Raw genomic sequence first — 13148 nt, forward strand, 5'->3', positions numbered from 1 at the left:
CGGCCTCAGGAAGCTGCCGCCAAGCGCGCACACCGATCCCTACGCCTAAAGATATAGCCATTCGGGATGATTGCTCGCTGTTACCTCACATCGTACGGCTGTCATCGGACGGGCAGGCTCAACAGGAGAGCGAATAATGGCTATACGCGTTCCCTTTACTCCCGGTGATCTAGTAGACCGTCAACGGGGCACCGATGACGTCCTCGCAGGCGATCTAAATACAAACATCTTAATCGGCGATGCTGGCGGCAGCCTGCTAGATTTCTCGAGGGGCGGCAACGACATCTTCACGGGATCGCCATCCTCCACCACCACTGCGTACGGAGATGCCGGCGAGGATAGCTCGGACCACAGCAAGGGCGGCGACGACAGTTTCACAGGCGCCTCGCTGGGCACCTACGTCTTCTACGGTGACGTCGGCGGCAACATGTTCGTTCATGCTCTGGGCGGCGACGACAGTTTTAGGGCCGAAGGCGACTCCTTCAACACTTTTTACGGCGATGCCGGCGGCGATATGTCGGACCACAGCAAGGGCGGCAACGATACGTTGAGCAGTGAAGTGGGTAGACGGGTAGACAACACGTTCTACGGTGACGCCGGCGGCAACATGTTCGGCTTTGCTCAAGGCGGCGACGACATTTTCGTGACCAGCACTCGACAAGGAGCCGATCACACCTTTTACGGTGACGCGGGCGGCGAGATGTCCGACCATGGCAAGGGCGGCAACGACACCTTCCAGGGCTCGATAGAAGCCAATAACATTTTCTACGGTGACGCGGGCAGCAACATGTCCGGCAATGCGCAAGGCGGCGACGACAATTTCACGAGCAGGACCGACTCCTTCAACACTTTCTACGGCGATGCCGGCGGCGATATGTCGGCCTACAGCAAGGGTGGCAACGATACCTTCACGGGTAGCTTCTTTTCCACCAACACCTTCTTCGGTGACGCCGGCGGCAACATGTCTGACCATGCTCAGGGCGGCGACGACCACTATACGGACCTGGGTGGGGAGATCGGGAGCAAAACTCTTTATGGCGATGCGGGCGGTGATCTTTCCGGTTTCGCCGCGGGCGGCAACGACACTTTCACGAGCGCGGGTGGCTCGGAGATAACTTTCTACGGCGACGCGGGCGGCAACATGTCCGACCATGCGCTTGGGGGCGATGACGTGGCCGTGCTGCAAGGCACCCACAATTTGGGGTATGGCGACGCTGTCACGATGCTCGGCAGCGCTGTGGGCGGCAATGATACCCTGACTGGCGGGGACAAAAGCGCCTTTCCTGATGTTCTAAACGAGTTATACGGCGACGCGCGCTCTATGTCCGGTTCCGCCCAGGGGGGCAACGACATTCTTACCGGGGGCCAGAACAGCGAAAGCGGCCAGGTCCGTAACTTCCTGTGCGGCGACGCTCTGCAAATGTCCGGTTCGGCCAAGGGTGGAAATGATACCCTGTACGCCGGGAGCGCGGCACCCGGCTGCACGGTCATCAATGACATGTGGGGCGACGGGCAACTGAGCGAACTGGCTCAGGGCGGCAAAGACCAATTCATATTCAAGGACGATGGTTCAATGACGGTCGGAACCCAAAACACCATTTACGACTTCAGCCAGACCCAAGGCGACACCATTGTGTTTAGCGGCGTGGAGGGCGTGCAATCGTTCGATGATCTCACAATTGCACAAAGTGGAACCGACACCATCATTACCGCGGGAGTCGATCAAGTTACTCTCGCAAACTTTACGAACACGCTGACAACGAGTGACTTTTTGTTCGTCTGAGAGAATAAACACCTACCCTGTTCGAAGGAGCTGGAATGCGGTGAGAGTTCGTTGACGATAGTCGCGCGGCCGGTTTCCCCAATTCTGCTCGACCGGCCGATCGACAATCCAAGCCGCAGGTGTGGATCACATGGCCAGGAATCTCTCGGTCAATCGAGCCCAGAGCGCTGCGCCGACGGTCAGATTGCCGTCGTTGAAATCGTATTTCGAGCTGTGCAGGATGGCTGAATCCTCGCCGTTTCCGAGACGCAGGAAGCAACCGGGTTTGTGTTCGAGGAAATAAGAAAAATCTTCGCTGCCGGGGATCAACGGGCAGACGGACACCTTGTCCTGACCGACGAGCTCGACAGCGACGTCTGTCGCGAAGGACGTCTCGCCCTCGGAATTGATCACCACCGGGTAGCCGCGCTCGTAATCGATCTCGACCGTTGCGCCATGCGCCTGCGCCACAAGTGCTGCGATATTGCGAATTCGCTGCTCGAGCGTGTCGCGGATCTCGGCCGAGAAAGAGCGGACGCTCAGCGTGATCTCGGCGTGTTCCGGGATGACGTTGGAGGCCGTGCCGCCGTGAATGGTGCCGACGGTAACGACAGCCGTCTCGATGGGGTTGACGTTGCGCGACACCACCGTCTGCAGGGTCATGACGATGTTGGCGGCAGCGACGATCGGGTCGACCGTCAGGTGCGGACGCGAGGCGTGGCCGCCACGCCCGGTTATCTTGATCGTGACGGTATCGCTCGCCGCCATCAGCGGCCCGGCGCGCATCAGGAACGAACCCGTCGGCGCGCCCGGATGGTTATGCAGCCCGAATATCGCATCGCAGGGAAAGCGCTCGAACAGGCCGTCGGCGATCATCGCCTGCGCCCCGCTTCCCTTGCCGGCTTCCTCGGCCGGCTGGAAGATGAGGTTCACCGTGCCGTTAAAATGCCGCGTGCGCGCCAGGTATTCGGCGGCGCCGAGCAGCATCGTGGTGTGGCCGTCATGGCCGCAGGCGTGCATCTTGCCGCTGGCCTGGCTGGCATAAGGGAGATTGGTCGCTTCGGTAATCGGTAAGGCGTCCATGTCGGCGCGGATGGCGATGCTGCGGCCGCTGCCCTGGCGCAAGCGGCCGACGACGCCGAGCCCGCCGACATTGCGCGTCACCTCGTAGCCCCAGCCTTCGAGCCGTTCGGCAACGTATGTAGCCGTTTCGTGCTCCTGGAATGAAAGCTCGGGATGCGCGTGCAGGTGCTGGCGAACCACCGCAAGCTCGGCGGCCTTGTCGGCGAAGTCGGAAATGTCGGCGAACTGGTTGGAGGTCTTTGGCATCGAAGGTCCTTTGCCGAGCACGTAATCGTGCCGGCTTTGCTGTCAGATGAAACGGCTTAAAAAGGCCCGCGTGCGCGGGTGCCTGGGTTTGGCGAGAACCTCGTCCGGAGGCCCGGCCTCGATCACATTGCCGTCGTCCATGAACACCACCCGATCCGCCGCCTCGCGGGCAAAGCCGATCTCGTGTGTGACGACGATCATGGTCAAGCCCTGCTTGGCAAGATCACGCATGGTGGAGAGGACCTCGCCGACCAGTTCCGGATCGAGCGCCGACGTCGGCTCGTCGAAGAGCATCAATTTCGGGCGGATGGCGAGCGCGCGGGCGATGGCGACGCGCTGTTGCTGGCCGCCTGAAAGCTGGCGCGGATAGGCGTCGATCTTGTCGGCGAGACCGACACGGGTCAGCAGTTCGCGGGCGTAGCCGATCGCCTCCTTGCGGTTCTCCCGGTGAACGCCGACCGGAGCCTCGATGACGTTCTGCAGGGTCGTCATGTGTGGATAGAGGTTGAACTGCTGGAACACCATGCCGATCTTGCGCCGCTGCGCCGCGATCGCCCGGTCGGAGAGTTTGTCGAGCCGGCCGTTGTGCAGCCGGTAGCCGATCTGCTCGCCGTCCACCTCAATCGACCCTTGGTCGATCGCCTCCAGATGATTGATGCATCGCAGGAAGGTTGATTTGCCGGAGCCGGACGGTCCGAGAATGACCACCACCTCGCCAGGCGCGACGTCCAGGTCGATGCCCTTCAGCACCTCGAGCGGGCCGAACGCCTTGTGAACGTTGCGCGCCCTGACCAGGGGCGTGTCATGCGCGCTCATTGGCGGCCTCCAGTGTGGCGGTCGCCGTCTTCTCACGGGCGCCGCGGTCGCCGCGGCTGTAGTGGCGTTCGATCGCGCCTTGCGCCACGTTGAGAACCGAGGTGATCAGCAGGTACCACAGCACTGCAACCATCAGCAGCGGAATGATTTCGAAGGTGCGATTGTAGATCGACTGCACCGAGTAGAGCAGGTCGGCCATGGCGATGACGCTGACAAGCGACGTCGCCTTGATCATGCTGATCAGCTGATTGCCGGTCGGCGGCACGATCGACCGCATGGCTTGCGGGATGATGATGCGCCGCAAGGCCCGCGCGCGGGTCATGCCGAAGGCTTCAGCCGTTTCGGCCTGTCCCTTGTCCACCGACAGCAGCCCGCCACGAATGATCTCGGCCATGTAGGCGGCCTCGTTCAGCGCCAGACCAAGAACGGCGGCTGTCAAAGGCGTGATCAGGTCGTTGGTGTTCCAGCTGGCGAAGCCAATGGAAATGCGCGGAAACAGCGTCGAAAGGTTGTACCACAGGATCAGTTGCACCAGCAGCGGCGTTCCGCGGAAGAACCAGATGAACAGGCCGGAGAGAAAGGATGCCAGCCTGTCGTTCGACATGCGCGCGATGGCGAGCAGCAGGCCGAGCACGATGCCTAGGATCATCGCCACGACCGTCAGGCCGAGCGTTACGGAAAGCCCCTGCATGACCGTCGGATCGAAGAAATACTGGGCGACCACGGGCCAGCCGAAATTCGGGTTGACCGCGACGATATAGGCGAAGCCGGCGGCGACGGCGACGGTGAATGCCCAGAGCGCCAGCCGGACGAGCGGGAATGGCCGGTGGGCTCGTTTGACGTCGCGCAGCGCGTCGTCGGGACGTCGCGGCAGCCCGGCCGCGTAGGCAGCGGTCGCGTCGGTCATGGCAGCCTCTACTGGCCCTGGTTGATGCCGGGCGCGTCGATCATGTTCTTCTCGAGGCCCCACTTCTTCATCACCGCGGCGTAGGTGCCGTTCTTCATCAGGATCTTGAAGGCGTCGAGCAGCACGCCGCCCAGCGGCGAACCCTTCTTGACGACGGCGCCTTGGTAGATGTCCTTGAAGCCGTTGGCCTGGCCGACCCCGGCGAGTTCCAGCTGGCCCTTCGCCTGCTCGACGAAATAGGTCAGCGGCGCCTGCGAGGAGAAGAATGCGTCGGAGCGCTTCGACCGGACGGCCAGTATCGAGCTTGGCTGGTCGGTGAAGGATTGCACCTCGACGGCCGGCTTGCCGCCCTCGGTGCATTTCTGCGCCTGCTGCTTGATGACCTTTTCGGCCGAACCACCCGACATGACGGCGATGCGCTTGCCGCACGCGGTGTCGAGCGAGGTGATGCCTTGCGGGTTGCCTTTCTCGACGGCGAAGACAACGTATTCGCGCACCCAATCGACGAAGTCGTTGGATTTCTGGCGGTCGGGATAGTCGCCGACAGGCCCCATCGCGAACTGATAACGGCCGGCATTGATGCCGCTCAGCAAAGCCGGCAGGCCGGCGACGGAGGCATGATCGACCTCGATGCCGAGCAACTGGCCGATGGCGTCCGAAATGTCCTTGGTCGCCCCTGACAGTTCGGTGCCGGTGACGATCTCATAGGGCGGGAACGAGCCGTTGTTGACAGCCGTGATCTTTCCCGCCGTGCGGATCTCTTCCGGCAGCCGGGCGCGCAAGTCTTCGTTCACCGATTGCTTTTGGACGTCCTGGGCAAAGCTGGCCTGCGCCAGCATGGTGACGAGCGAGGCGAATATGAAGCTGATTGTCCTCATGGCATTCTCCTTCGTGTTCTTCGTTGCGTTGTCAGGTGGCCCGCGACCCGGCCTCGAAAGGAAACAAGGCTTCGGCGGAAATCGGTTCCGTCAGAATGCCCTGGGCATGGAGCTCGATGACGAAATCCTCGATCATGCGCCGGTTGGCAGGCAGGCCGCTGGCGTTCCAGGAGGCAGGCAGGTCGCGCCCCGCATGAAGCAGCTCCTCGAGGACCCACGGCGAGGTGTCGGCATATTTTCGGCGCTTTGCCGTCCAGACGCGCTGGCTTTCGTCGATCAGCCTGGCGAGTTCCTGCGGCAGCCAGGGATGTTCCCTGGCCATTGCGGCCTTGACGGCGACCAGATGCATGCCCGGCACATAACCGACGTCGGCGAAATAGGCGCGTTCGGCCGCGCGAAAATCGCGCAGCACTTGCCGGAAGCCGGAAGCCGGGCCGAAAAAGCCGTCCGGCATGAAGGGCGTGAAAACGGCGTCGAGCTCGCCTTGCGCCAGCAGCTCCATCATCGGGCGCTCGCCTGGTGCTGCTTCGATGCGCCCCGGCCTGCCGAATCCGTCGAGGCGGTCGGCGATCGGGTGCTCGGATGTCAACCGGCCGGCAAACCAATAGGCATCCTCGATGCCGACGCCCTCCCGGCGAAGCGCCCCGCGCGTCCACGTGTTGCCGGAATCGCGCCAGCCGGTGACGCCGATACGTTTGCCGGCAAGGTCGGAAAACTGCTCCAGCGGACTGTCCTCGACCGTGATGATACAGCGATGGCGAAAGCCGCGCATGATGAAGCACGGTATTCCAACCACCGTATCCCGGCCCGACGCCATGGCCGACACATAACGGCTGAACGAGACCTCCGCCGCATCGTAGTTCGGATCGGTGCCGATATCCGCGATTAGCGTGGCGACACGATCAACCTTCACCGACAGGCGGCTGGAGGCGACGTCACCCAGGACCAAGGGAGTGAGATAGTCCCAATCGCGGGTGGCTATAGTGATCGAAACGGCCATCGGCATGAACTTCAAAGCTATGTTTGACCGGCGATTGGTAAATGTTTATTTTCTGCCGATCAAATGTTATTATGTTATTGAACATTAGCTTCAACGGTCGCCGATGCCGATGGATTTCGATGCAGGATGGTTCGCTGAACGCCTTGGCGACCGCACGATGCGCGGCATCGCGCGCGAGACCAGTGCGTTGATCAGAAGCGGCGCGCTGCCGGTCGGCGCGAAACTTCCGCCGGTGCGCGATCTGGCCTATGTGCTCGGCGTCAGCCCGGCGACGGTCTCGCAGGCGTGGAGCGAGTTGCGGCGCTACAAGATCATCGGCGGCCGCGGACGCAACGGCACCTGGATCATGGGCAACCGCTTTGCCGCCCGCCCCGAGCGCCACATGAGCGGCGGCAATTACGGACAGGATGTTCTGAACCTGGCGATCGCGGAGCCCGATGTGAGGCTCTTGCCGCCGCTCGACATCGCGCTGGCGCATGGTGCGCGCGCCGAAAAGCTCAACAGCTACGAGCGGGTGCGTATCCTGCCCGAGCTGGAGGCCGCAGTGCGCCCGTCATGGCCGTACGATCCCGGTGCGTTCCTGGCCACCAATGGCGGTTACAACGCCATCTACACCTTGCTGCATGCGCTGGTCCCGCCGGGAGCGCCGGTGGCCATCGAGAACCCGACGGCGCTTCGCCTGCTCGACATCCTCGAGGATCTCGACGTACCGATCATCCCGGTGGACTGCGACGGTGACGGCCCCTTGCCGGACGCGCTCGCCAGCGCTCTGCGGCAGCGGCCGGTCGCGTTCCTGTTCCAGCCGCGCGTCCATTCGGTGACCGGCGCCTGCATGTCGCCGGCGCGGCTGGAAGTCATCGGCGACCTGCTCGCCGGTACCGATGTGCTGATTGTCGAAGACGATGGCGTCGGCGATATTGCCTCGGCGCCGCGCATTTCGCTGGGTCGGCGTTTTCCCGATCGCGTCGTCCATATCCTGTCCTATTCCAAGACCCACGGCCCGGACCTGCGGCTCGCCGTCCTGTCCGGATCGGCGACGATCGTCGAGCAGATCCAATCCTACCGCAGCTTCAGCTCGGGATGGACCAGCCGCATCCTGCAGGCGGCCACCGCCTGGCTGCTGCAAGACCCGGCCACGGCCGCCCTGGTGGAGCGGGCGAAGCAGGTCTACCGCCGCCGCCGCGAACGGCTCGCCTGCGAACTGGCCGAACGCAATGTCGATATCGACGCCGGGCACGGTCTCAGCGTGCTCATTCCGGTTGCTTCGGAACCTTACGCGATGGTCACGCTGGCCGCCCACGGCATCGCGGTCCATGCCGGAGCGAAGTTTTCGACGGGAAAAACGAACGCCGTCCGCGTCGCGACCAGCATTCTGGACGAGGAGCACCTCGAGCACGTCGCAAATTCCCTGGCGCTTGCAGCCGACCCGGCGCGGGAAGTTGTCTGAGGCAAGGCAATCGCCGTTCGGGCTGTCTACTCCGCCGCCACGTCCTTCACCTCGAGATAGCTCTCCATCGAATCGTCCATCGCCTGCAGCCACGGCGTATGGTGCAAAGGCGCCATCGTGCCGGTCATCAGCGAGCGGTAGGCATGGTCGCGGAAGCCCATAATGTCTTCCGCCTTGTGGTGCTCCCACTCCATGAAGGTCCGATTGACGGCCTCGACGTCGAAGCCCGGATAGTCGGTCTGCTCCATCAGCTCTCGGGTGTAGTCGCCCTGGAACCAGATCATCTGCTCGGCGTCTTCCAGCGTCTCCTCGCGTGCCCGCCATTTCCGGCCGTGGTCCGCCATCGCTTCGGCCGAGGGTAGCTTGATACGGCCCATGATGACGTCGCGGGCGAACCAGGCCTGCGCGTCGAACATGTTGAAGGTGTAGAACTGGTCCTGCATGCCGATATAGAAAAGCTTCGGGTTCTTCTCCCAGACGACGCCCTCGTAGAGCCCGTCCGGCCACATGCGGTTGGCGGTCTTCAGCTTCAAATCCTCGGTGAGGAACGGGAAGGAATGGAGATAGCCGGTGCACAGGATGATGGCGTCGACGTCCTTGGTGCTGCCATCCTTGAAATGCGCGGTCTTGCCGACGACCTTCTGCAGCAGCGGCACTTCCTTCCAGTTCTCCGGCCATTTGAAGCCCATCGGCTTCGAGCGGTAGCTAGAGGTTATCGATTTGGCGCCGTATTTGTAGCATTGCGAGCCGATGTCCTCGGCCGAATAGGAGCGGCCGATGATCAAGATATCCTTGCCCTTGAATTCCATCGCGTCGCGGAAATCGTGGCTGTGCAGAATACGGCCGTTGAAGGTCGAGAAGCCCTCGAAATAGGGCACGTTGGGCACGGAAAAATGCCCCGAGGCGACGACGACGTTGTCGAACTCTTCCGAATAGGTGACGTCGTTGGTGCGGTCATGCGCGGTGACGGTGAATTTTTTCGTCGTGTCGGAGAAGGTGACCATGCGCACCGGGCTGTTGAAGCGCACCCATTGGCGCACGCCGGATTTTTCGACGCGGCCCTTGATATAGTCCCACAGGACGGCACGCGGCGGGTAGGAGCCGATCGGCCGGCCGAAATGCTCCTCGAAGGTGTAGTCGGCGAATTCGAGGCATTCCTTCGGGCCGTTCGACCAGAGGTAACGGTACATCGAGCCATGCACCGGGTCGCCGTGCTCGTCGAGGCCGGTGCGCCAGGTGTAATTCCACAGGCCGCCCCAGTCGGACTGCTTTTCGAAGCAGACGATCTCGGGAATATCGGCGCCCTTGTCGGCGGCCGACTTGAAGGCCCGGAGCTGGGCCATGCCGGACGGCCCGGCTCCAACGATGGCAACACGATCTTTCATTGCGGGCCTCCCGATCTCATTTCTCTAACGAAACAAATTTCACTGACAGGACAGTAATTGCCCCTTCGATGCTGTCAACAGGGCTTGTCGCGAAACCGCGCTTCGCCGAGCTGGATTTCTAAACGACGTGGAAGCTCGGGCGAAATCCGGTCATTGCGCAATTCGGCTTGTCGTGAGAGTTGCGCTTCTGTATCGGCACCGAATATGTTCACCGTGAGTGAAATGAATCGGCAAGGTCCGGGGTGGCGAAATGGCAAAAAAAGCATCCAGTCTGAAGCATGATGCCGGCGCCGTGGCGGGCAAAGCCAAGCCCGCCGCGATCGAGCCGCGCAAGATACGCGTGCCGCTCACCCAGAACCCGCACGCCATTCGCGACACCCGCGAAAAAGTGCTTGAGGTCGCGATCGGCCGCGAGGTGCGGGCATTCCGCAAAAAGCTCGGCATCACCGTCGCCGATCTGGCTGCCGCCACCGACATTTCGCTCGGCATGCTGTCGAAGATCGAGAACGGCATCACCTCGCCATCGCTGACCACGTTGCAGGCGCTGTCGCGGGCGCTCGGCGTTCCGGTCACCGCCTTCTTCCGCCGTTTCGAGGAGGAGCGCAGTGCCGTCTTCGTCAAGGCCGGCGAAGGCCTCGACGTCGAACGCCGCGGCACGCGCGCCGGCCACCAGTACAATCTGCTCGGCCATATCGGCTCCAACACCAGCGGCGTCGTCGTCGAACCCTATCTGATCACGCTCACCGAGGATTCCGACGTGTTCCCGACCTTCCAGCACGAGGGCATGGAATTCCTCTATATGCTCGAGGGCGAGGTGGTTTACCGGCACGGCAGCAATCTCTACCCGATGAAGCCCGGCGACAGCCTGTTCTTCGACGCCGATGCGCCGCACGGACCGGAAGTGCTGAGCGTTCTGCCGATGCGTTATCTGTCGATCATCTGCTACCCGCAGAGCGCGGGGTGAGTTGGCCAATCTCCCCCCTCGTGGGGGAGATTAGCAGCTTCGCGGGCAGCTTTAATCCGGCCCGAAGCCCGGCGATGTCGGGCTGCCATCATCCAATTTCGACAGCCATTCGACCAAGGTCGGCCGATAACGCGTCAGGCCCTTGTAATTGGCGAGTTCGTCGGGCAGGTCGCGGATGACGCGGTGCAGCCGCCTTGCCCATTTCGGCTGCGTCACCAGTTCGTCCATCTTGATCAGGTAGCAGCGGATCGGGAAGACGATCGCATTCGAGCGCGGCAGCCGCCAGAAACTCTGCAGCTCGACGCGCAGATGCACTTTTTCGCCGACATTTTCCGGCGTCACCGTGGCGCGGTCCGGACCCCATTTGTGGTAATTTTCCGGGCTGGTGTCGAGGCGCGGATTGATGGTCATCGTCCAGTTCAGCCGGCGCGCCGGCTTACCCTGCTGGATGTTGGTGAGGAATTTCAGCGCCCGGACGAAGATCCCCTTCTCGTGCGCCAGCGGCACCGGCGCGTGCCATTCGAAGAAGTTCATGCCGATGTCGAAATCGAGCGACCAGTCGGCCTGGGTGGTGACCATGCCGGCATCCATCCACAGATTGCCGTCGCGCTGGTCGAGAATGCAGAAATCTCCTTGGCTCTGGCGGGTGATGTATTCCATCGGCCCATAGGGCAGCGTCGAGACGTCGCCGAAGGTGAAGCTGTCGTCGATGCCGAGCGGCCGGTTGATCCAGCGCCAGCGATCGCCGTCGCGGATCAGCGTGAAATGCTCGGGATAGCCCAGCGCCTGCTGCTCCATCAGGAGTTCGAGCAGGTCCCAGCCGGCCAGCGTCATGTGCGGCAGCGACTGGCAGCGCAGCGGATCCTCGGCCAGCACCAAAGCGCGGTCCTGCATCTCGGCGACATAGTGCTCGTCAACGTCGATCAAATTCTCCAGCACGCTGCCCCTCGGCCCGACGACATGCGGCTCGATGTTGACCGCATACATGTAGCTGTCTTCATGGAACGGGAACGGGAATCGCCTGATGTGCTCGGGGCTATTCCTGAAGGTGAAGTCGTCGCGGAACGTTTCCTTGCGAAAGGTGATGCCCAAGCTCGCCTCCTATCTTTCCAGCACCAGCGACCTGCCCTCGAAGCGCGAGACGCAAGGCATGATCTTGCAACCCGAACGGTGGTCTTCCTCGCTCAGCCAGTGGTCGTTGTGGATGAATTTGCCGTCATGCGAAATCACGTTGGTCTCGCATTGGCCGCAGACGCCGCCGCGGCACAGATAGGGCGGATCGACGCCGGCCGCCTCGATCGCCTCGAGCAGGCTCTGCTGCTCGTCGACACGGATCGTCTTGCCGCTGAGCGCCAGTGTCACGTCGAACGGCGCGCCCGGCTGGGGTGCGGCGAAATGCTCGAAATGCACGGTCTCTGGCGGCCAGCCGATGGCAGCGGCGCGGTCGCGCACCCAGCCGATCATGCCGGACGGCCCGCAGACATAGAGATGCGTGCCGAGCGGCTGCGACGACAACAGCCGGTCGAGATCGACGCGCTCGTCGCGGTCGTCGTGATAGAGCCTGACCCGGCGGTCGTAGCGCTCTCTCAGCAGGTCGGCATAGGTGCCGAGCGAGGCGGTGCGGCAGGTGTAATGCAATTCGAAATTGCCGCCTTGCGCCGCCAGCTGCGCGGTCTGCGCCATGAACGGGGTGATGCCGATGCCACCGGCCAGCATCAGATGCTTCCTGGCCCGAAGATCGAGCGAGAACAGATTGACGGGGTAGCTCACCACCATCTCCGTGCCCGGCCTGACCTGCCTGTGCATGAACAGCGAGCCGCCGCGGCCGGCGTCGTCGCGGCGCACCGAGATGGTGTATTCGCGGGTGTCGAGCGGCGAGCCCATCAGCGAATAGGGATTGAGCCTGGTGCGTTCGCCATCGCGCATCTCGACGACGACATGGGCGCCGCCGGAAAAGGTCGGCAAAAGCTGGCCGTCGCGCCTGCGGAAATGAAAGCGCGTCACCAGCTTGTTGATCGGGACGACATCGCTGACGACGACATCGAGTTTGGTGGTGCCGGTGCTCATCGAAAGACCTCCTCGATCGGAGGAATTTCGCTGCGGTCCTCGGCGTTGATGCAGACGCCCTGGAAGGCGGCGAGGCGCCGCGAATAGTGGTCGCGCACCAGAAGCAGCAGGCCGCAATGCGAACAGGTTGCCGGCTGCGTCGTGACGTTCTCGGTGATGCCCTTGCAATGGACGCACTGCACGCGGCGCGCCAGCGAGCCGCGATGCTCGGTCTGGATCGAGGTGTGGTCGATGCCGGCTTCGAGCGCCGCCTGCATGGCCTGGCCGATCAGCTCTTCGGTGCCGGCAAGGTAGAGCCTGAGGCCCATATGGGCGTTGGCCAGCGTCTGCTTCAGCCGCGGCAGGGCACTGGCGAAGGAATGGCCGAGGTAGAGCTGCGCCGGCTTCAGTGCTTCGACCGCCTCGGCATATTTACCGTCGCGGCCGGGAATGAAGATGATGTGGGCGCCGCCGAAGAAATCCGCCGGTGCCTTGGCGGCAAGATCGGTAATCGCCAGCGCTCCCTCTGCGTCCGCTACGAAAAGATGGTGCTTGCCGGGCTGTGGAGACAGGGTCCCATAGACCGGGCGGCTGATGATGCTTTTCGCTGCCAT

At 62.7% G+C, this 13148-nt stretch carries 12 protein-coding genes; 3 read left to right on the forward strand and 9 right to left on the reverse strand.

Annotated features, from left to right (window positions below; genetic code table 11):
- The first annotated feature begins 136 nt into the window (after nucleotides 1-136).
- Complete coding sequence (locus tag NKH17_RS11215) at nucleotides 137-1783, forward strand: hypothetical protein (protein WP_352895941.1); 1647 nt, start codon at nucleotides 137-139, stop codon at nucleotides 1781-1783.
- 126 nt (nucleotides 1784-1909) lie between these two features.
- Here NKH17_RS11215 and NKH17_RS11220 read toward each other — a convergent pair whose 3' ends face one another.
- The 5 genes from NKH17_RS11220 to NKH17_RS11240 all read right to left on the reverse strand — a co-directional run bounded on the left by NKH17_RS11220 (nucleotide 1910) and on the right by NKH17_RS11240 (nucleotide 6692).
- Nucleotides 1910-3091: a M20 aminoacylase family protein gene (locus NKH17_RS11220; protein WP_352895943.1), complete on the reverse strand. Its 1182-nt coding sequence runs from the start codon at nucleotides 3089-3091 to the stop codon at nucleotides 1910-1912.
- 42 nt (nucleotides 3092-3133) lie between these two features.
- The gene (locus tag NKH17_RS11225; RefSeq protein ID WP_352895945.1) at nucleotides 3134-3907 is read right to left on the reverse strand and encodes an amino acid ABC transporter ATP-binding protein; all 774 of its coding nucleotides are present in this window, start codon (nucleotides 3905-3907) and stop codon (nucleotides 3134-3136) included.
- Nucleotides 3894-4814: an amino acid ABC transporter permease gene (locus tag NKH17_RS11230; RefSeq protein WP_352895948.1), complete on the reverse strand. Its 921-nt coding sequence runs from the start codon at nucleotides 4812-4814 to the stop codon at nucleotides 3894-3896. The genes NKH17_RS11225 and NKH17_RS11230 overlap by 14 nt, the downstream gene beginning before the upstream one ends.
- 8 nt (nucleotides 4815-4822) lie before the next feature.
- Entirely contained in the window at nucleotides 4823-5653 is an 831-nt protein-coding gene (locus tag NKH17_RS11235) for an ABC transporter substrate-binding protein (protein WP_502910594.1), read from the reverse strand.
- 70 nt (nucleotides 5654-5723) lie between these two features.
- On the reverse strand, nucleotides 5724-6692 hold the full coding sequence (locus tag NKH17_RS11240; protein WP_352895952.1) for a substrate-binding domain-containing protein: 969 nt from the start codon (nucleotides 6690-6692) through the stop codon (nucleotides 5724-5726).
- A 103-nt stretch (nucleotides 6693-6795) separates the two neighbouring features.
- Between NKH17_RS11240 and NKH17_RS11245 the strand changes: the two genes are divergently transcribed.
- Nucleotides 6796-8139: an aminotransferase-like domain-containing protein gene (locus NKH17_RS11245; protein ID WP_352895954.1), complete on the forward strand. Its 1344-nt coding sequence runs from the start codon at nucleotides 6796-6798 to the stop codon at nucleotides 8137-8139.
- Between the two features lie 26 nt (nucleotides 8140-8165).
- On the opposite strand, the gene NKH17_RS11250 is transcribed toward NKH17_RS11245, so the two are convergent.
- Complete coding sequence (locus tag NKH17_RS11250) at nucleotides 8166-9524, reverse strand: trimethylamine monooxygenase (protein ID WP_352895956.1); 1359 nt, start codon at nucleotides 9522-9524, stop codon at nucleotides 8166-8168.
- 250 nt (nucleotides 9525-9774) lie between these two features.
- On the opposite strand from NKH17_RS11250, the gene NKH17_RS11255 reads away from it, so the two are divergent.
- The gene (locus NKH17_RS11255; RefSeq protein WP_254820747.1) at nucleotides 9775-10488 is read left to right on the forward strand and encodes a helix-turn-helix domain-containing protein; all 714 of its coding nucleotides are present in this window, start codon (nucleotides 9775-9777) and stop codon (nucleotides 10486-10488) included.
- Nucleotides 10489-10539: 51 nt separating this feature from the next.
- Here the strand turns inward: NKH17_RS11255 and NKH17_RS11260 are convergent, their stop codons facing one another.
- Genes NKH17_RS11260 through NKH17_RS11270 form a run of 3 tightly spaced genes read right to left on the reverse strand, consistent with a single transcriptional unit; the run spans nucleotide 10540 to nucleotide 13148 of the window.
- Nucleotides 10540-11580: a heme-dependent oxidative N-demethylase family protein gene (locus NKH17_RS11260; protein WP_352476579.1), complete on the reverse strand. Its 1041-nt coding sequence runs from the start codon at nucleotides 11578-11580 to the stop codon at nucleotides 10540-10542.
- A 9-nt stretch (nucleotides 11581-11589) separates the two neighbouring features.
- Nucleotides 11590-12555: a PDR/VanB family oxidoreductase gene (locus NKH17_RS11265; protein ID WP_352895958.1), complete on the reverse strand. Its 966-nt coding sequence runs from the start codon at nucleotides 12553-12555 to the stop codon at nucleotides 11590-11592.
- Nucleotides 12552-13148 (reverse strand): dimethylamine monooxygenase subunit DmmA family protein, encoded by a 597-nt coding sequence (locus NKH17_RS11270; RefSeq protein WP_352895960.1) that lies wholly within the window; start codon nucleotides 13146-13148, stop codon nucleotides 12552-12554. The genes NKH17_RS11265 and NKH17_RS11270 overlap by 4 nt, the downstream gene beginning before the upstream one ends.

Origin of the sequence: Mesorhizobium sp. M1334 (assembly GCF_040317995.1) — a bacterium.
GTDB lineage: Bacteria > Pseudomonadota > Alphaproteobacteria > Rhizobiales > Rhizobiaceae > Mesorhizobium.